The following is a 19190-nucleotide window of genomic DNA, read 5'->3' as shown; positions in this document are numbered from 1 at the left end:
TGTCGTATGCCATCGGCGCAGTTCGGGGGAGGTTACTCACGAGTAAACGATCCAGAAGCCGAGTTGTGAGCCACTGCACGGCGAGGTTCGTCCGATCGTGACCCTGGGAACGCGCGGAATTCTTGACCGGGCGGCCAATCAAGGAGGAGTCTGGGAGTCAGGAAGACCCTTTTCGGCCGTCTACGGAGGGCTGCTCGTCAGGCCCGACCGTGACATTGGAGGTGGTCGTGATGGAGAAGGCCTGGAGTCGCTGGCAGGACTGGGCCGCGGTGGTCATGGGCGTGGTCGTGCTGCTGAGCCCGATGGTCATGGACAGTTCGCCGCGGTCGATGTGGACCATGGTGCTGCTGGGCGGGCTGCTCGGGATCTCGGCGCTGTGGTCGCTGGCCCAGCCGGGTTCGGTGGCCAGCGAGTACGTGCACATGGGCCTGGGCGTGCTGCTGTTCCTGGCGCCCTGGGTGATGGGCTACAGCACCGAACTGATGGCCGCGGCCTGGGTTTCCTGGGTCGTCGGCGTGCTGGCCGTGCTGGCCGGCGCCTCGGCCCTGCCCGCGGCCAACGCCGCACACGGGCTGGCCGGATCGCACTGACCCACCTGTCCGACGCGGGCCGGTCGTCCCTGGAGGCGGCCGGCCTCCTTCTGTGCCAAGGAGAACCCACCCTGTCCGCCAAAGACCGGATCCTGGCCGCGGCCGAGACCCTCTTCGCCGAGTCCGGCTTCGACGCCACCCCCACCTCCAGGATCGCCGAGGCGGCCGGGGTGCCCAAGGCGTTGGTGCACTACTACTTCCGCCGCAAACCGGACCTGCTGGCCGCGCTGGTGGACAGGCTGCCCGAACACCCGGTGGACCTGGAAACCGTTGTGGTGCCTGGAGATGTCGCGGCCAGCCTGCGTGCGCTGGTGGCCGAGCTGGACGCGCACCACGACGATTCGACCCTGCTCAGCCACCTGCTGTGGCGGGAAGCCGACACCCACCCCGCGGTACGCGACGCCCTGCACGCCCGGTTCGAGCGGACCGTGGGCCACGCCCAGGAGGTGATCGCCGCGGCCCGGCCGGAGGTGCCCGCCGCCTCGGTGACCGCGGCGGCCACCCTGCTCGCGCTGGCCGTCGGCTACCGGCACTCGGTGGCCCGGCACCACCCGGACTGGCCCGCCGCCCAGGCGGATCGCCTGGAAGCCGAGGTGGAGCTGATCGCGCGCGCGATCGGGACCGTTGATCCACCTGTCAAGTAGGGCTTAATAACGCCGATACTTCCTGGTTTGCCCCGGGGTCTCCAGATATCAAGGACACGTGTCCTTCCGTCACCCGATCAGGTGATAACAAGACACGAACTGGGGCTGAGTTCAGCATGACACGCACAGCACGATTCTTCTTGCGAGGAAAGCGAAAGGGGGCGTTGCTGCTGGCCGGTGTGCTGGCGACCGGTGTGATCGCACCGAGCGCCCTCGCCGAACCAGCGGGCCGCAGCACCACCACCGTCCAGGTCGCCGGGCTCACCGCGCCGGTGCGCATGGTCCTGGACAAGTGGGGCGTGCCGCACATCTACGCCACCAACACCGCCGATGTGTACCTGGGGCAGGGCTTCAACGCCGCCAGGGACCGGCTCTTCCAGCTCGACCTGTGGCACCGCCGCGGGCTGGGCACGCTCTCGGAGGTGCTCGGCGCCGGTTATGCCGAGCTGGACAAGGGCGCCCGCTCGGTGCTCTACCGCGGTGACCTGGCCAAGGAGTGGGCGGCCTACCCGCCGCAGGCCAAGGAGGTCGCGACCAAGTTCGTCGCCGGGATCAACGGCTACCTGGAGTGGCTGGCCAGGAACCCGAACGCGTTGCCGGAGGAGTTCCGCACCCTCGGCTACCGCCCGGCGAAGTGGCAGCCCGAGGACGTGGTGCGCATCCGGCACCACGCCCTGGTCACCAACGGCTACTACGAGGCACTGCGCGCGCTGACCAGTTGCCTGGCCGGCACGCCGGAGGCCGACGTGATCCGGCAGAACCTGGAGCCCAAGCACGCCGCCGCGGTCCCCCAGGGCCTCGACGTCTGCGCGGTGGCCCAGGTGGCCGAGCCGCTGCTCAACGCCTACGGGGCAGCGGTGCTGCCGGTGACCTTCGACGCGGGTACGAGCAAGATCAGCGTCACCAAGGCGCCGCCGGCGCAGGGCAGCAACAACTGGGCCATCTCCGCGGCGAAGTCGGCGACCGGGCGACCGGTGCTGGCCGATGACCCGCACCGACTGATGAGCCTGCCGTCCTCGCGGTACCTGGCGCACCTGTCCGCGCCGGGGCTGGACATCATCGGCGCTGGTGAGCCGATGATTCCCGGGCTGCACATCGGGCACAACGGGACCTCGGCGTTCGGGGTCACGCAGTTCCCGGCCGACCAGGAGGACCTCTACGTCTACCAGCTCGATCCGGCCGACCACAGCCGGTACAAGTACGGCGACGGGTATGAGTCCTTCCGCACGGTGACCGAGAAACTGCCGGTCAAGGGCGAGCAGAGCCGCGATCTGGCGCTCTCCTTCAGCCGGCACGGACCGGTGCTGTACGTCGACGCGCAGCGGCACCTCGCCTACGGGCTGCGCTCGGTGTGGATGGAGCCGGGCACCTCGCCCTACTTCGCCGCGCTGGGTTTCCAGACCGCGCAGACGGCACAGCAGTTCGGCGAGGCGCTCAAGCGGTGGGGCGCGCCCGGCGCGAACCACGTCTACGCCAACACGGCGGGCCAGATCGGCTGGCTGCCCGGCGCGCTGGTGCCAAGGCGGCCCAACCACGACGGTCTGCTGCCGGTGCCCGGCGACGGGCGCTACGAGTGGAACGGCTTCTACTCCGGCGACGACCTGCCGCGCACCATCAACCCGGCCAGCGGCTGGGTGGCCACGGCCAACGAGATGAACGTCCCGGCCTCGCACCAGAAGCTGGGGCTTGGCTATGACGCCTGGGCGGACCCGTACCGGGCACAGCGGATCGCGGAGGTCCTCAACGGGAAGCCGAAGCTGACCTTCGAGGACTCGCTGAAGCTGCAGAACGACTTCCTGTCCATCCCGGCCCGCAAGATCACCGCCGTGCTGGGCTCGCTCACCAGCGCGGATCCCAAGACCAAGGCTTCGCTGGAGCTGCTCAAGGGCTGGAACCACGTGGCAGGCCCGGAATCCGGTCCGGCCGCGCTGTACGAGACCTGGTTCACCAAGCACCTCGGCCCGCAGTTCATCCGGACCGTGCTGCCCGGCGTGGACTTCTTCACCAAGCCGGACACCCAGGTGCTGATCGACGCGCTGGAGCACCCGGAGAACCACTTCGGCGCGGACGCCAGGGCCAAGCGGGACAAGCTGCTGCTGGACTCGCTGGTCAGTGCCAGGGCCGAGGTCGAGCAGAAGCTCGGCGCGGACCAGAACACCTGGCAGTGGGGCAAGCTGCAGCACACCCGGTTCGAGAACCCGATCTCGCCGCTGGTCGACGAGGCCGCCCGCAAGCGGCTCAACGTCGGCCCGTTCCCGCGGGGTGGGGCCTCGGACACGGTGAACAACTCCGAGTACGAGTCGGCCGACTTCCGGCACATCGGCGGCGCCTCGCTGCGGGTGGTCATCGACGTCGGCAACTGGGACGGCTCGAAGGCGGTCAACGCGCCCGGTCAGTCCGGCAACCCGGCCGATCCGCACTACAAGGACCTGGCCGAGAGCTGGCGCAAGGGCGAGTACTTCCCGCTGCTGTACAGCAAGGCCGCGGTGGAGCGCAACGCCGAGCGGTACCTGATCCTGGTGCCGAAGTCCTCCTGATCGACTGAGCACCGAGTGCGGGGTCCCCGGTTCGCGCCGGGGACCCCGCGTCCGGGTCAGTGGCCGTTCTTGGCCGGTTCCACCAGCTCGACCAGCACGCCGCCGGCGTCCTTGGGGTGGATGAAGTTGATCCGGCTGTCCGAGGTGCCGCGCTTGGGCTCGGCGAAGAGCAGCCGCAGGCCCTTGGCCTTGATCGCCGCGCAGGCCGCCTCGATGTCGGTCACCCGGTAGGCCAGCTGCTGCAGGCCGGGGCCGCTGCGGCCGATGAACTTGGCGATGGTCGAGTCCGGCCGGGACGGCGCGAGCAGCTGGATCTGGGTCGCGCCGGTGACATCGCCAGGGGCGCGCAGCATGGCCTCCCGCACGCCCTGCTCCTCGTTGGTCTCCTGGTGCGCCACCTCCAGCCCGAAGGTCTCGCGGTGGAAGGCGATCGCCTCGTCCAGGTCGGGCACGGCGATGCCCACGTGATCGATCGCGGTGACGAATTTCCCGAGTTCCGGCTGCATAGGGGCAGACTAGTAACCGACCTACCCGGTTACGCGTACTTTCTGTGGGCGTCCTCACAAGGCGACGTCTCGCGTACCGGCGGTATGGTCCGACGAAGACCTGCTTGCCAGGGTCGAGCATGTTTCAGTATTCCCAACAGACCAATTCCCACCCGCAGTGTCGCTGGAGGCAGCCGTGTCTGGTTCGGTCATCGTCGCCGGAGCCCGTACCCCGATGGGTCGGCTGCTCGGCTCGCTCAAGGACTTCTCCGGCGCCCAGCTGGGCGGGGTGGCCATCAAGGCCGCGCTGGAGCGGGCCGGGGTCGCGCCGGAGGCCGTGCAGTACGTGATCATGGGTCAGGTGCTGACCGCGGGCGCCGGGCAGATGCCGGCGCGGCAGGCCGCGGTGGCCGCGGGCATCCCGATGAGCGTGCCCTCGCTGAGCATCAACAAGGTGTGCCTGTCCGGCCTGGACGCGATCGCGCTGGCCGACCAGCTCATCCGCGCCGGTGAGTTCGACATCGTGGTGGCCGGTGGCCAGGAGTCGATGACCCAGGCCCCGCACCTGCTGCCGAAGTCCCGCTCCGGGTTCAAGTACGGCGATGTGACCCTGCAGGACCACATGGCGCACGACGGCCTGTTCTGCGCCTTCGACCAGGTCGCGATGGGTGCCTCCACCGAGAAGTACAACCAGCGCTACGGCCTGACCCGCGCCGAGCAGGACGCCTTCGCCGCCCGCTCGCACCAGCGCGCCGCCGCGGCCACGGCCAACGGGATCTTCGAGCAGGAGATCGCGCCGGTGGCCATCCCGCAGCGCAAGGGCGACCCGGTCCTGTTCAGCACGGACGAGGGCGTGCGCGCGGACACCACCGTGGACACCCTGGGCAAGCTGCGCCCGGCCTTCGCCTCCGACGGCACCATCACCGCGGGCTCGGCCTCGCAGATCTCCGACGGCGCGGCCGCGGTCGTGGTGATGAGCAAGGCCAAGGCGGAGGAGCTGGGCCTGACCTGGCTGGCCGAGATCGGCGCGCACGGCGTGGTGGCCGGGCCCGACGCCAGCCTGCACGAGCAGCCCTCGAACGCGATCAAGGCCGCCTGCGCCAAGGACGGCATCGACCCGGCCGAGCTGGACCTGATCGAGATCAACGAGGCATTCGCCGCGGTCGGCGTGGTCGCCGCCCGTCAGCTCGGCCTGGACGAGGCCGCCGCGGACGCCAAGGTCAACGTCAACGGCGGCGCGATCGCGCTGGGCCACCCGATCGGCATGTCCGGCGCCCGCGTCGTGCTGCACCTGGCGCTGGAGCTGCAGCGGCGTGGTGGCGGCGTCGGCGCGGCCGCGTTGTGCGGTGGCGGCGGCCAGGGTGACGCGCTGGTGATCCGGGTACCGTCTGCCTGATATGGGCAGAGTCGTCGACGTCCCCGAGCTGGTCGAACAGGCCCGGGAGGGTCAGCCGCGCGCGGTCGCGCGGCTGATCTCCCTGGTCGAGGACGCCAGCCCGCACCTGCGCGCGGTCGCCGCGGCACTGGCCCCGCACACCGGCCGCGCGCAGGTCATCGGTCTCACCGGATCCCCTGGCGTCGGCAAGTCCACCTCGACCTCCGCGCTGGTCACGGCGTTCCGGCAGGCGGGCAAACGGGTCGGCGTGCTCGCGGTGGACCCGTCCTCCCCGTTCTCCGGCGGCGCCCTGCTCGGCGACCGGATCCGGATGCAGGACCACGCCACCGACCCCGGCGTGTTCATCCGCTCCATGGCCACCCGCGGCCACCTGGGCGGACTGTCCTGGGCCACCCCGCAGGCCCTGCGGGTGCTGGACGCGGCAGGCTGCGACGTGGTGCTGATCGAGACCGTCGGCGTTGGCCAGTCCGAGGTCGAGGTGGTCGCGCTGGCCGACACCACGGTGGTGCTGCTGGCCCCCGGCATGGGTGACGGCATCCAGGCGGCCAAGGCCGGGATCCTGGAGATCGCCGACGTGTTCGTGGTGAACAAGGCCGACCGGGACGGCGCGGACGCCACGGTGCGCGATCTGAAGTACATGATCTCGTTGGGGCGCAAGGAGATCCGCGGCGCGATGTGGCGGCAGCCGATCGTCAAGACGGTGGCCAGCCGGGCCGAGGGCGTGCCCGAGGTGGTCACCGCGCTGCTGGACCACCGGGTGTGGATGACCGAGCACGGCGAGCTGGACCAGCGCCGTCAGCGCCGGGCCGAGGCCGAGATCGAGGCCATCGCACTGGCCGAGCTGCGCAGCCGGCTCGGCGACCTGCGCGGCGGCACCGCACTCACCGACCTGGGCAAACGAGTGGCCGAGGGCGAGCTGGACCCCTACACCGCCGCGGACGAACTGGTGGCGGGACTGCGCGGGTGAGCCGCCGCGCGCTGGTCATGCCGCCGCGCGTGCGCGCCACCAGCGGCGGGCTGGTCGCCGCGGCGGAGGCCCGTGGCCTGCCGGTCCTGCGCCCTGACCAGGCTGAGCCCGGCCACTGCCACTACTACGGCGGCCCGCTCGTCGCCGACACCCTGGCCCTGGACCTGGCCCTGCTCGAACCCCCGGACGACTGGCTGCCCGGCCTGCCGACCGAGTTCACCGCCCGCCGGATCACCGCAGGCACCCTCGGCACGACCAGCCTGACCGGCCCGACCTTCGTGAAACCACCCAGCGCCAAGCACCTGCCACCGCGGGTCTACCGGGACCAGGCCGACCTGACCGCCGCCGCCACCGGCCTGCCCGCGGACACCCCGCTGCTGCTCAGCGAGGTGACCGCGTTCGCGGCCGAGTACCGCCTCTACGTGCTCGACGGCGAGATCCACACCGGCTCCCGCTACCTGACCTGGGGCAACCTCGACCCGGCCGCCCTGGCCGCCGATCCGGAGTCCGCACGCGTGCTGGACTTCGCCCGCACCCTGCTGGCCACCCACGCCGAGACCCTGCCCAGCGCGGTGGTCCTGGACATCGGCCTGACCGGGCCGCCGACGGATCCCCGGCGGCGGCCCGCGGTGGTCGAGGCGAACCTGGCCTGGTTCACCGAGCCCTACCAGTCCGATGTGGACCGGGCCCTGGAGGTCATCCTGCGGGCGGCTGGTCCGCGGTCCGGGCTGTCGCCGCGGGACTCGCGGTTCGTCCGCGGCTGACCACGTTCACCGCCACCAGCACCGCCAGCAGGCCCGCGGTCACGTGGATCGGCGCGCCGGAGTAGGTCGAGCCCAGCACCAGCACCGCGGTGACCGGGAACCCGAAGGACAGCACGCCGCCACTGCGCGGACCGATGTGCAGCAGCCACACGCTGAGCAGGAACACCGCCACCGGCACCGTGGTCGCGAAGCCCGCGGCCGCCGTGGACAGGTGCGCGCGGTGCAGGTCGTAGTCCACCGCCACGGACAGGCCCGCGCCGACCGCGGCCGCCGAGGCGAAGATCAGGTAGTGGCCGTAGCCCCAGCTCAGGGTCTTGCCCAGGCTGTTCAGCGCGGGTGCGGGCTGGTCGAAGTACAGCCACCACAGCGAGAACAGGATCACCAGCCCGGCCACGGCCACCGAGACCAGGATCGGGATGTGCTGCTGGGCGGACAGGCCGGCGCGGATCGCGGTGGTCGCGGCCAGCACCGACTCACCCAGCACGATCAGCGTGAACAGGCCGTAGCGCTCGGCGATGTGGTGCGGGTGCCACGGGGTCGGGCCGCGCCGCTCGGCCCAGACCGGCACCAGCATCTCCAGCACCGCGAGCAGCAGGAACCCGGGCAGGAACAGTGACTCGGGCAGGAACAGCCTGCCGATCCAGCCCAGCTGCACCAGCGCGATACCCAGCGCGAACCGGTGCGCGCAGGCCCGGCGCGGCGGATCGGCCCTGGCCGCGCGCAGCCACTGGACGATCATGGCCACCCGCATCACCAGGTAACCGATGGTGATCACGGTGAAGTTCTGCTCGTAGGCCAGCGAGACCCCGGCCGCCATCACCAGGCCACCGGCGATCTGGATCAACACAGTCAGCCGGTAGGGCACGTCATCGGTGTCGTAGCTGGAGGCGAACCAGGTGAAGTTGATCCAGGCCCACCAGATCGCGAAGAACACCAGCACGTAGCCGAGTACGCCGGAGCCGAGGTGGTTCTCGCTCAGGCCGTGGTGCAGTCCGGCTGCCGCGGCGGCCACCGCGACCACGAAACACAGGTCGAACAACAGTTCCAGCGGGGTGGCCGCGCGGTGCGCTTCGGTGGCGTCGCGGGCGGCCATCGGCCGGTACCAGGGTCGCATGCGCTGATTCTGCGGCAGTTTCCCGCCATTGTCCTCTGTGGACACCAGGAAGGAGGAACCGACGAAAGTCGGGTGCGAAAGCCACCAGCATCACCCCCGAGCACTCCCCGGACGGGCCTATGCTGGAGGGGTGAGTGGGCAACAGCGGGTATCGCAGGCAAGCAACGTGACCATCAGACTACCCAAGCCGCCCCGCCAGAACCCTTATCCCGCAACGAATTCCGGGCCTCGCCCAGCCGTGCACACGCACTCCGGCAACCCGCTGGGCCCGCGCGTGCCCACCGCCTCCACCGGCGTGCTGCTCGACCTCAGCTCCAAGGCCCGGCGCAAGGTTTTCGTCGGCGCCATCGTGGCCGGCGTGCTCGGCCTGGTCGTGATGCTGCTGGCGATCTTCGGCGTGATCGGCGCGGGCGGCGTGCTCCGGGTGACCACCGGCGCGCTCGGCGCGGGCTTCCTCGGCCTGTCCCTGATCGCGGTCATGTGCTGGCGGGTGATCTCCCGTGACCGGCGGCTGCGCATCTCCCCGCACGGCCTGCGCTGGGATGAGGACCACGGCTCGCCGTTCACCCTGCGCTGGGCCGAACTCGGCGCGGTCGAACTGACCCGCGGCGACCGCGGCACGATCAGCCTGGACCTCTACCCCGGCGACTCCAACTTCCGCCAGCGCCACCCGGAGATGGAACACCTCTACGGCCGCCACGGCATCGACAACGGCTACCGCATCCCGCTCGGCGACTCCGTGCAGCTGCTGCCCCCGGTCGAGCTGGCCCTGCGCCGCTACTGCCTCAACCTGTACCGCGGCGTCCGCTAGTACTGACCGTGCGCGACAACCCGATCACGCAGGTGCGAGCGTCGCTGTGACCTGTGGATGAAGGCACTGACCAGGGGCTCGGCCGAGGTATCTTGAGGGTTCGAAGACCACTCGATCCGAGCAGGAGTCAACAACGATGAGCGCTGTGTGGTGGGTGCTGCTCGCCCTTCCGGTGGGTGTCGCACTGGCCGTACTGGTGCTGCGACTCTGGCCGGGCGAACGCACCGGACCGGGACAGGTCTCGGTGGAGGACCTCCGGGAGCGTGAGGACGTCGACTCCCTGCCGTACTACCCGACCGGCACCTTCCCGATCCCGAAGCTGGACGCGGAGACGCTGAAGCAGCAGATGAACGAGCGCGAGCCCGAGCGGGGCTGACCGCCCCCACCCGGGCTCGCGAGCGCACCAATGTGTCAGCAGCTGGTGCGGTAGAAGTACTCCTTCTTGCTGTCCATGTCGTCCTTGGTGATCGCGACCAGGTTGGTCTCGATCTCCTTGGTCGTGGGCTTGCCGTCCAGCGCGTTGACCACCTGCTGCACGCCCTGGCGGCCGATGCCCGCCGGGTCCTGCGCGATCAATGCCTGCACGTCGCCGTTGCGCAGGCCGTCGACCTGCTTCGGGCTGGCGTCGAAGCCGACCAGCTTGACCTCGCCGCGCTTGTTCGCGTTGCGCAGGCCCGCCGCGGCGCCCTCACCGGAGTTCAGGTTGGTGGCGAAGACACCGGCCAGGTCCGGGGTGGCGGCGATCTGGGCGGAGACGATGTTGGCGGCCTGGGAGGGCTCGTTGTCGCTGTACTTCTGGCCGACGTACTTGATGTTCGGGTACTTCTTGATCTCCTCCTCGAAGCCCGCGGCGCGGGCGTCCGTGGTGGAGGTGCCGGCCTTGGTGTTGATCACCAGGACCGAGCCCTTCTCGCCGATCAGCTTGGCCAGGGTCTGCGCGGCCAGCTGACCGCCCTGCTTGTTGTTGGAGGAGATCGCCGAGGTCGCCACCGTGCGGTCCTTCAGCTTGGTGTCCACCTCGACGACCTTGATCCCGGCGCTGGTCAGCTGCTTCATCGGGGTGCCGAGCGCGGTGTCGTCGGTCGGCGCGATCAGCACACCGGAGGGCTTGGCGGCCAGCACGCTGTTCACGATCGGCACCTGCAGCGCGGCCTCGAACTTCTCCGGGGCCTGCACGCTCAGCTCGTAGCCGAGCTTGCCTGCCTCCTCCTTGGCGCCGCACTCCATCGAGATGTAGAACGGCTCGCCCTTCACCCCTGGCAGCAGCGCCAGCTTCTTGTTGTTGGCCTGCGGAGTCCCGCCGGGGGTCTCCCCGATCTTGCCGCCGCCGCAGGCCGCGAGCGCGAGCACGGTAGCCAGCGCGGCCCCCATCGTCAGCGCGGTCCGTGATGCGTTCATCTTTGCCACCTTCACACTTCGTTGTGCTCCGAGAATCGCCCTACCTGCTGTTTCGCGCCCGGCGGCGGAGCTGGTCGAACCAGACCGCCGCGACGAGCACCGCGCCGATCGCCACCGGCTGCCAGAACTGCGGGACGTCGATGATCAGGAAGCCCTTCTTGAGCACGGTCGGGATGAACACCCCGATCACCGTGCCGATCACCGAACCGACCCCGCCGAACAGGGAGGTGCCGCCCAGCACCACCGCGGCGATCGCGTTGAGGTTCTCCGTGGTGTGCCCGCTGATCGTGGTCGTGCCGTAGTAGGCCAGCGACATGAAGCCGGCCAGCCCGGCCAGCGCGCCCACGTAGGTGTAGATCAGCACCAGGTGCCGGTCCACCTTGATCCCGGAGCGGCGGGCCGCCTCCGGGTTGGAGCCGATCGCCAGGGTGTACCGGCCGAACCGGGTGGTGGCCAGCAGCCAGGCGCCGACCGCGGTGACCAGCACCGCGACGATCACCAGGTTCGGCACGATGCCGGTGGCGCCGAAGCCCAGCCAGTCCCGCAGCAGGGTCGGCACGGTGCGCACGTCCACCCCGTCGGTGAGCAGCTGGGCCGCGCCCAGTGCCGCGCCGAAGGAGCCCAGCGTGACGATCAGCGCCGGGATCTTGGCCTTGGCGATCAGCAACCCGTTGAGCAGGCCCCAGGCCGCGCCGCCGACGATGGTGATCAGGAAGCCGACCAGGATGACCTCGACGCCCGCGTTGGTGGCATCGCCACCAGGGCTCATCGCCTCCATCACCTGCGCGCCGACCACACCGGCGAAGACCAGCACCGACCCGACGGACAGGTCGATCCCGGCGGTGATGATCACGTAGGTCATGCCGACCGCGAGCACCAGCAGCACCGATGCCTCGATGAACAGCTGCTGGAAGTTGAACAGGGTGAGGAAGCTGTCCGGCCGCAGCGCGCTGAAGACCACCAGCAGCACCAGCAGGACCAGCCCGATCCACAGGGTGTTGGCACTGGCCAGCCGCCTGGCCAGCGGCCGGGTGCCCTCGTTGATGAACTGACCGCTGTCCGCGGGGGTCTTGGCGGTGTCGTTGGTCATGCCGCGTCCTCCTGGGTCAGCGCGCCGGTCATGGCGCCGACCAGTTCCTCCAGCGTGGTCCGCGCCGCGTCGAACCGGGCCACCCGGCGACCCAGCCGCAGCACCTCGATGCGATCAGAGACCTTGAGCACCTCGGGCATGTTGTGGCTGATCAGCACCACCGCGATGCCGTTGTCCCGAACCCGGCGGATCACGTCGAGCACCCGTTCCCGCTGCACCACGCCGAGCGCGGCGGTGGGCTCGTCCATGAACACCAGCTTGCTGGCCCAGGCCACCGAGCGGGCCACCGCGACGCTCTGCCGCTGCCCGCCGGAGAGCGAGCCGATCGGCACGTCCAGGCTCTGCAGGGACACCCCGAGCTGGGTGAAGTGGGTGGCCGCCTGGCGGCGCATCTCCTTCTTGTCCAGCATGCCGAGCTTGCCGAGCAGTCCGCCGCGGCGCAGCTCCCGGCCGAGGAACAAATTGGCCGCCGGATCCAGGTCCGGTGCGACCGCGAGGTCCTGGTACACGGTCTCGATGCCCAGCTCGCGCGCGGTGGTCGGCCGGTCAAGGCTGACCTCCTTGCCGTCGAGCAGGATCTGCCCCGAGTCCGGCTGCTCCGCCCCGGAGAGGCATTTGACCAGCGTGGACTTGCCGGCGCCGTTGTCACCGATGAGCGAGACGACCTCACCGGCCCGCAGCTCGAAGGAGGCGCCGCGCAGGGCCTCCACCGAGCCGTAGTGCTTGACCAGGTCACGCGCTTCCAGCAGCGCGGTCATGACGTTGAACCTCCCACGATCGGCGGACGGCAGCGCACCAGCACCAGGTCGCCGTCCACTCGGCACGATCCGGCGGCGTGCGGCAGGACCACGGTGTTGCCGCGGACCAGCTCCAGCGAGCCACCGGTTTGCGTTGACAGGCCGCCGGAACCCTCCAGCGCGACCAGCACGGCGAAACCGGGGTCGAACTCCACCGGCGACTCGGTGTGCACGCGGTCCGCGCGGAAGAACTCCAGCGACTGCTCGCCCAGCAGGTCCACCGAGGGACCACGCTGGTCAGCGGTGTGCCGCACCAGTCCGTCCAGGCGCTTGGCAGCCCAGCCGGACCGGTCGACACAGCCGAGAGCGGCCTCGAAACCGAGGCCGAGGTGCACCGAGGAGTCACCCTCCTCGGCGAATCCGGTCCACTCCAGCAGGACCGAGAAGTCGGTGGGCTGTTGCAGCTCCACGATGAAGACCCCGGCGCCGATCGCGTGCGGCAGCCCGGCCGGCACGAACACGGTGTCCCCGGCCTTGACCGGCACCTCGTTCAGCGCGTGCAGCATGGTCGAGGTGTCCTGGCTGGCCACCCAGGCCGCCACCGTCGCCTCGTCCACACCCTCCCGGAAACCCACGTACACCACGGGATCCGCCCCGGTGGTGCCCACCACCACCCACGCCTCGGTCTTGCCGAAGCGGCAGTCCAGGTGACTGGCCGCGAAGGAGTCGGAGGGGTGGCAGTGCACCGGCAGCCGCTGCCCCGCGTCCAGCAGCTTGACCAGCAGCGCCGGGTTCGCACCGAACTCGGCCACGTGCTCGGCGCCCAGCCAGGCCTCCGGCGCTGCCTCGATCGCGGACCGCAGCAGCTCGCCACCGGGCAGGGCGGCCAGCCCCGCGGTGTGCTGACCGAACAGCGTGGTGGTGGAGGCGACCCAGTCCTCCGGCCCCCACTCCGCGGCGTTCACGGCCCCGCGCAGCTCGGCGATGGCCGCGCCGCCGCGGTAGAACCGTTCGGGCTGGTTTGCCTCCAGCAGGACGGGCTTCACGTTTTGCGCCCAACCTCTCCTGATCCACGTGCGACTAACCGCGCCGGGAGAACCACCCGGCGTGGAGGTGAGTTGTCCCCGTCGAGCCTGGCGAACAGCAGTTCGGCCGCGGCCCTTCCGAGCAGCGCGACATCGTGCGCCACCACCGTCACCGGCGGGGAGAGCAGGTCGGCCAGCTCGAAGTCGTCGAAGCCCACCAGGGCTGGGCGGTCCGGGCGCTGGGCGAAGGCACGCAGCAGCAGCACGGTGATCCGGTTGTTGCCGGAGACGATCGCGGTGGCCGGGTTGCGGCCGTCCAGCAACCGGCGCAGCACACCGGCCACGCTGTGCTCGTCGTGCGGGCCCATCGCGACCAGGTCCTCCGGGTACTGCAACCCGGCCCGCGCGCAGCCCTCCCGGAACCCGCGCAGCCGCTCGGCCGCGGTGAAGATGTCCGGGGCGTCGCCGAGGAAGGCGATCCGGCGGTGGCCTTGCTCGGCCAGGTGCCGCACGGCCTCGGCCGCGCCGCCGATGTTGTCCACCAGCACCGTGTCCGCCACGACATCGCCGGCAGGCCGGTCCAGGAACACCACCGGCATGCCGGCCCGCATCTCCGGCACCAGGTAGCCGTGCTGCATCCCGGCGGGCACCACCAGCAGGCCGTCCACCCGGCGGGCGCAGAACTCCAGCGCCAGCTCGCGTTCCCGGCCGGGGTCCTCATCGGAGGAGCCGGTCAGCACCTGGCGGCCGTGTGACCGCGCGACCTCCTCCACCGCCCGGGTGAGCTGGGAGTAGAAGGGGTTGGCGACGTCTTCCAGGATCAGCCCGAGGGTGCCGGTTGACGAGCCGCGGCGCAGGTTGCGCGCGGACAGGTTGCGCCGGAAACCGAGCTGGTCGATCGCGGCGAGCACGCGCTCGGCGGTCGCCGGATGAACTCCCGGCTCGTCGTTGACGACCCGGGACACCGTTTTGATGCTCACGCCCGCGAGCCGCGCCACATCGCTCATGGTGGCGCGTCGCACGCGGCGGGCTCCTTCGGACAACGTTGTCATTTGACGCCGGATTGGACACGCTCGCGCCCGGGGTTGTCAACGGTTCCGGCCCGACTCGTTACGCCGATCGGGATCTCAATCGGTTCCGTTGGCTGCGTGGACGCCGATAACCACCCATCGGCGCTTGACGTTGATCTCGGCGGATCAGCAGGGTGTCGATCAGGGTCGAGCCATCCGACAAGGTTGTCAGGTGGGCCTGGCGACGTGGCCGTGCCCTCAGGAGGCGATCACGAGATGACCGCACGAAGTCGGCGCCTGCGCACAGCCTGCGCGGCCCTGCTCGGCGTGGCCGTGATGGTGGCGGGGGCTGGCCTACCGGCCGGTGCCGCGCCCGCGAAACGCGCGGCAGAGGACCTCGCGCAGTGGGTGAACCCGTTCGTCGGCACCAAGCCGGGCGGGCCGGACCACGGCACCGGAGGCGGGGCAGGCAACAACTTCCCCGGCGCGGTCGCGCCCTTCGGCATGATGCAGTGGAGCCCGGACACCGTGACCCACCAGCACGGCGGCTACTACTACGACGACAACCGGATCAAGGGCTTCAGCCTGACCCACCTCTCCGGCGCCGGCTGCTCCACCTACCAGGACATCCCGATCATGCCCTTCGTCGGCGAGGTCACCACCTCCCCGGCCACCGACCCCGGCCGCTACGTCTCGACCTTCTCCCACAGCAACGAGAAGGCCAGTCCCGGCGCGTACTCGGTCGGCCTGGACTCCGGCGCCAAGGTCGAACTGACCGCCACCCAGCGCACCGGCCTCGGCAAGGTCACCTTCCCCGAGGGCCGCCCGTCCACCATCCTGGTCAACTCCTCGGGTTCGATCGCCGGGGCCGACGACGCCGAGACGATCATCGGCAAGGACTCGGTGAGCGGCTGGGCCAGCAGCGGCCGGTTCTGCGGTCAGCAGCAGAACAAGTACCGGGTCTACTACCACGTCCAGTTCGACCGCCCGTTCGCCTCGGTCGGGACCTGGAAGAACGGCTCGGTCAACACCGGCCAGACCCGCGAACGCGGCGGCTCGCAGCCCAAGGTCGACCTGGCCGCGGTGAACGCGCCCAAGGCCACCGCGGACAAGGGCAAGCGCTCCGCGCCGCAGGCCATGGGCACCCAGGACACCGTGGTCTCCGGACCGGGCAGCGGCGGCTTCGTCAGCTTCGACCCCTTCGACGGCGACACCGTGCAGCTGCGGGTCGGCCTGTCCTTCGTCTCGCTGGACGGGGCGAAGAACAACCTGCTCGCGGAGAACATCGGCAAGTCCTTCGAGAACGTCATCGCCGAGACCAGGGCCGCCTGGAACGAGCGGCTCAACACCATCCGGGTCAGCGGCGGCACCGACGCCCAGCGCACCACCTTCTACACCGCGCTGTTCCACTCCCTGGTGCAGCCCAACGTCTTCTCCGACGCCGACGGCAGATACATCGGCTTCGACGGGCGATTGCACTCGGCCGAACCAGGGCATGCCGTCTACACCAACCTCTCCGGCTGGGACGTCTACCGCTCGGAGATCCAGCTGCTGTCGGTGATCGCGCCGGCGGAGGCATCCGACATCTCCCGGTCCATGATCGCCTTCGCCGAACAGGGCGGCTCCTGGGACCGGTGGACGGTGGCCAACAGCTACACCGGGGTGATGGTCGGCGACCCGTACCACATCATGGTCGCCAGCTCGTATGCCTTTGGCGCCAAGGACTTCGACGCGCGCAAGGCACTGCTGCTGATGCTGCGCGGCGCCACCCAGAAGACCCAGGGCTATGAGGAGCGCCCCGGTCTGGAGGACTACCAGAAGCTCGGCTACATCCCGCTGGGCGCGCCCAACACCTGGGGCCCGCCCGCGACCACGCTGGAGTACGCCAGCGCCGACTTCGCCATCGCCGACCTGGCCAGGCGACTCGGTGACGGGGCCACCTGGAGCACCTTCAGCAAGCGGTCCCAGCACTGGCAGAACCTGTTCAACCCCGGCACCGGCTACATCCAGGCCCGCAACCGGGACGGCTCCTTCCTGGAACCCTTCAACCCCGGCGAGTCCAACAACTGGGTGGAGGGCAACGCGGCCCAGTACACCTGGATGGTGCCGCACAACGCGCAGGGCCTGATCACCGCGATGGGCGGCAACGAGGCCACGGTGAAACGGCTGGACCACTTCTTCACCAAGCTCAACGCCGGACCCAATGAGCCCTACGCCTTCCTGGGCAACGAGCCGATCATGCACGCGCCCTGGCTGTACAACTTCGCCGGCGCCCCGCACCGCACCCAGGAGGTCACCCGGCGCGCGGTGAACGACCTGTTCGGTCCAGGCGCCAACGGGTTGATGGGCAACGACGACCTCGGCCAGATGTCCTCCTGGTACGTCTGGGCGGCCATGGGCATGTACCCGGTCATCCCCGGCCGGGCCGAACTGGTGCTCAACAGCCCGCTGTTCCCGGAGATCACCGTGCAGCGGCCGGGCGGGTCCACCTGGACCATCAAGGCGCCCGGTGCGGCGGCGAAGAACCAGTACGTCAGCGGGGTCAGGGTGAACGGCCGGGCGATCAACAACACCTGGCTGCCCGAGTCCTTCGCCGAACGCGGCGGCACGGTGGAATTCGCCCTGCAGGACACGCCGAACCTGAGCTGGGGCAGCAAACCGGAGAACGCGCCACCGTCCTTCCGGGAGGGTGAGACCGGCGCCCGCGGCTCGGTCGAACCCGGCAGGCTGGTGCTGCCCGCCGGTGGTTCCGGCGCGGCGGTGATCGGCGCGCAGGACTTCTCCGGCAAGGGAACCAAGGTCCGCTGGGCCACCCAGGCCCCGGCCGGACTGACCGTCACCCCCGCCAGCGGCGAGCTGACCGTGCCACCCGGCGGCAAGGCGGGCGCGACCGTCACCGTGTCCGTCGCGGCGGGCACACCCGAAGGGGCGCAACGCATCCCGGTCACCTTCACCGGAGCAGGCGGGATGAACCTGTCACCCGGCGCGTTGCAGGTCCTCATCGCCGAACCGAACAGCCTGCGCGCGGCCTACAACAACGCGGGCACCTCACCTGACGACGATCCCGCCTCGGCCAACTACGACGGCGGCGGCTGGAGCTACTCCCGCAACGCCCTCGCCGGTGCGGGCGTCCGTCCAGGTGGAACGGTCACAGTGGACGGTCTGGCGCACCAGTGGCCGGACATCCCCAAGGCAGAGGCGGACAACGCCACCATGGCCGGTCAGACGGTGAAGATCACCGCACCGGCCGGGGCGACCAAGCTGGCGGTATTGGGTAGTGCCACCAACGGAAAGTCCACCGGCACGCTCTCGCTCAACTACGCCGACGGGACCACGGAGCGGGCGGACATCTCCTTCAACGACTGGGCGGTGAACGCCTCCGCGATCGAGTTCGGCAACCGCATCGCGGCCACCATGTCCTACCGCAACAAGAACGACGGCCCGCAACAGCTGACCGTGCACCTGTTCGCCACCGCGCCGATCCCACTGGCGGCCGGGAAACAACTGGTGAGCGTCACCCTGCCGAACTCCGCGCAGGGCGGTCTGCTGCACGTTTTCACTGTCACCGCCGGGTAATTCGCAAGGTGAACTAAGGATGAACCGCAGGCATCAGGGGGCTGGAACTGAGTCCGCCCAGCCCCCTGATGTCAACCTACGAAGAGCCCTAACAAGACATGAATCTGTTGACTAGTTTCTTCCCTGTACCTGCTGCGGAGGCGCGGCCAGGGGCATAGACGCCCGTAGCAGCCACAAGCTGCGGGCCGGGCCGGTCAACTATGGCGGCGGGATCGGCCCGGCCCGCAGGTCTAACTGGCACATTGGCGCGCTCCGCGCGCGGGATTCCTGCGTGCGGAGCACGCCAACGTCTACTGCGCTCTAAGTCGCCCCGCCGTGTATCCGCCGCACGCGAAGCAAGCTTCGGATGCGTCGGACACACGGCAAGGCAACGCGAAAAATCAACCGCACTGAGGGTTAAGAGCCCGCCGTGTCGCTGCGCGCCACGCCTCTTTCGCAACAAGTTCACGAACAACCCTTGCCCAGTGTTGGGCCTTCTCTAGTTGCCCCGCAACATTCTCTAGCCGCAGAGCACCAGCAGCGGCGTCACCACGGTGCAGGTCCTCGACGCCGAGTTGTTGGCCGGGTTGGGGTCGGCGGGCGTGGAGGAGTGCAGGGTGGCCGTGACCTTCTTGCCGATTCCGATGGTGAGCAGGCTCAGCGGGACCCGGAAGGTGATCTGGTCCGAGGCGCCGGCGGCCAGGTTGCCGCCGCCACAGGTGACCACGGTGCCTGCCACCGAACACTCCGGGGACGGGGCGATCGCGGTGGTGCCGGCGGGCAGCTGAGCCTTGATCACGACGCCGGTGGCGGTGCCGGGGCCGAGGTTGCTGGCCTTGACGGTGTACTCGATGGCCGGGATGAGGACGCCCAGGATCGGGTTCGTCGACAGCTCGACCTTGATGTCCGGGCCTGCGGTGGGGGCGGCCGCAGCTGCGGGGGCGAACACCGCGGCGAGCGCCATCGCGCAGCCGACAGCCTTGGCGGGCAAGGAAAAACGCATGACATCCCTTGGGTTCGATGGTGGGTGACCGCGCCGGACCGCGGCGAGCGTTGATAACGCTCGG

General features: G+C 70.0%; 17 protein-coding genes. 9 read left to right on the top strand and 8 right to left on the bottom strand.

The genetic code is table 11. The features are described from left to right. Window positions 1-230: 230 nt before the first annotated feature. The 3 genes from HNR67_RS42160 to HNR67_RS42150 all read left to right on the top strand — a co-directional run bounded on the left by HNR67_RS42160 (window position 231) and on the right by HNR67_RS42150 (window position 3771). On the top strand, window positions 231-590 hold the full coding sequence (locus HNR67_RS42160) for an SPW repeat domain-containing protein (protein WP_185009446.1): 360 nt from the start codon (window positions 231-233) through the stop codon (window positions 588-590). Between the two features lie 50 nt (window positions 591-640). Continuing rightward, window positions 641-1234 carry a TetR/AcrR family transcriptional regulator gene (locus HNR67_RS42155; protein ID WP_185011755.1) on the top strand — a complete coding sequence of 198 codons (594 nt, stop codon included), beginning with the start codon at window positions 641-643 and terminating at the stop codon, window positions 1232-1234. Window positions 1235-1374: 140 nt separating this feature from the next. After that, window positions 1375-3771 (top strand): penicillin acylase family protein, encoded by a 2397-nt coding sequence (locus HNR67_RS42150; protein WP_246492716.1) that lies wholly within the window; start codon window positions 1375-1377, stop codon window positions 3769-3771. Window positions 3772-3827: 56 nt separating this feature from the next. On the opposite strand, the gene mce is transcribed toward HNR67_RS42150, so the two are convergent. Further along, window positions 3828-4277: a methylmalonyl-CoA epimerase gene (gene mce, locus HNR67_RS42145; protein ID WP_185009442.1), complete on the bottom strand. Its 450-nt coding sequence runs from the start codon at window positions 4275-4277 to the stop codon at window positions 3828-3830. 175 nt (window positions 4278-4452) lie between these two features. Here mce and HNR67_RS42140 point away from each other — a divergent pair, with 175 nt between their 5' ends. From HNR67_RS42140 to HNR67_RS42130, 3 genes are read left to right on the top strand one after another with little or no spacing between them, the layout of a single operon-like run. Next, entirely contained in the window at window positions 4453-5652 is a 1200-nt protein-coding gene (locus tag HNR67_RS42140) for an acetyl-CoA C-acetyltransferase (RefSeq protein WP_185009440.1), read from the top strand. Window position 5653: 1 nt separating this feature from the next. Then, window positions 5654-6619 (top strand): methylmalonyl Co-A mutase-associated GTPase MeaB, encoded by a 966-nt coding sequence (meaB, locus tag HNR67_RS42135; RefSeq protein ID WP_185009438.1) that lies wholly within the window; start codon window positions 5654-5656, stop codon window positions 6617-6619. Further along, complete coding sequence (locus HNR67_RS42130; RefSeq protein ID WP_185009436.1) at window positions 6616-7383, top strand: ATP-grasp domain-containing protein; 768 nt, start codon at window positions 6616-6618, stop codon at window positions 7381-7383. The genes meaB and HNR67_RS42130 overlap by 4 nt, the downstream gene beginning before the upstream one ends. Here HNR67_RS42130 and HNR67_RS42125 read toward each other — a convergent pair. Next, complete coding sequence (locus HNR67_RS42125; RefSeq protein ID WP_185009434.1) at window positions 7316-8497, bottom strand: low temperature requirement protein A; 1182 nt, start codon at window positions 8495-8497, stop codon at window positions 7316-7318. The genes HNR67_RS42130 and HNR67_RS42125 overlap by 68 nt on opposite strands. A 238-nt stretch (window positions 8498-8735) precedes the next feature. Between HNR67_RS42125 and HNR67_RS42120 the strand changes: the two genes are divergently transcribed. Together HNR67_RS42120 and HNR67_RS42115 are read left to right on the top strand one after the other, a co-directional pair. Next, window positions 8736-9308, top strand: coding sequence for a hypothetical protein (locus HNR67_RS42120; protein ID WP_185009432.1), 573 nt, complete (start codon window positions 8736-8738; stop codon window positions 9306-9308). 136 nt (window positions 9309-9444) lie between these two features. Further along, window positions 9445-9684 (top strand): hypothetical protein, encoded by a 240-nt coding sequence (locus tag HNR67_RS42115; protein WP_185009430.1) that lies wholly within the window; start codon window positions 9445-9447, stop codon window positions 9682-9684. Between the two features lie 35 nt (window positions 9685-9719). Here HNR67_RS42115 and HNR67_RS42110 read toward each other — a convergent pair whose 3' ends face one another. From HNR67_RS42110 to HNR67_RS42090, 5 genes are read right to left on the bottom strand one after another with little or no spacing between them, the layout of a single operon-like run. Next, window positions 9720-10706, bottom strand: coding sequence for an ABC transporter substrate-binding protein (locus HNR67_RS42110; protein ID WP_185009428.1), 987 nt, complete (start codon window positions 10704-10706; stop codon window positions 9720-9722). A gap of 40 nt (window positions 10707-10746) precedes the next feature. Next, entirely contained in the window at window positions 10747-11796 is a 1050-nt protein-coding gene (locus HNR67_RS42105) for an ABC transporter permease (RefSeq protein WP_185009426.1), read from the bottom strand. Further along, window positions 11793-12554, bottom strand: coding sequence for an ATP-binding cassette domain-containing protein (locus HNR67_RS42100; protein ID WP_185009424.1), 762 nt, complete (start codon window positions 12552-12554; stop codon window positions 11793-11795). Before HNR67_RS42100 ends, HNR67_RS42105 begins: the two co-directional genes overlap by 4 nt. Further along, window positions 12551-13579: a class I mannose-6-phosphate isomerase gene (locus tag HNR67_RS42095; protein ID WP_185009422.1), complete on the bottom strand. Its 1029-nt coding sequence runs from the start codon at window positions 13577-13579 to the stop codon at window positions 12551-12553. The genes HNR67_RS42100 and HNR67_RS42095 overlap by 4 nt, the downstream gene beginning before the upstream one ends. Beyond that, window positions 13576-14565 carry a LacI family DNA-binding transcriptional regulator gene (locus HNR67_RS42090; protein ID WP_185011753.1) on the bottom strand — a complete coding sequence of 330 codons (990 nt, stop codon included), beginning with the start codon at window positions 14563-14565 and terminating at the stop codon, window positions 13576-13578. Before HNR67_RS42090 ends, HNR67_RS42095 begins: the two co-directional genes overlap by 4 nt. A gap of 279 nt (window positions 14566-14844) precedes the next feature. On the opposite strand from HNR67_RS42090, the gene HNR67_RS42085 reads away from it, so the two are divergent. Continuing rightward, window positions 14845-18144: a GH92 family glycosyl hydrolase gene (locus tag HNR67_RS42085; RefSeq protein ID WP_185009420.1), complete on the top strand. Its 3300-nt coding sequence runs from the start codon at window positions 14845-14847 to the stop codon at window positions 18142-18144. Between the two features lie 499 nt (window positions 18145-18643). On the opposite strand, the gene HNR67_RS42080 is transcribed toward HNR67_RS42085, so the two are convergent. Continuing rightward, a complete protein-coding gene (locus HNR67_RS42080; RefSeq protein ID WP_185009417.1) occupies window positions 18644-19126 on the bottom strand; it encodes a DUF11 domain-containing protein in 483 nt (160 codons plus the stop codon). Window positions 19127-19190: the final 64 nt, after the last annotated feature.

The sequence above is a fragment of the Crossiella cryophila genome (genome assembly GCF_014204915.1).
GTDB lineage: Bacteria > Actinomycetota > Actinomycetes > Mycobacteriales > Pseudonocardiaceae > Crossiella > Crossiella cryophila.
This window is presented reverse-complemented; position numbering and strand designations above follow the sequence as displayed.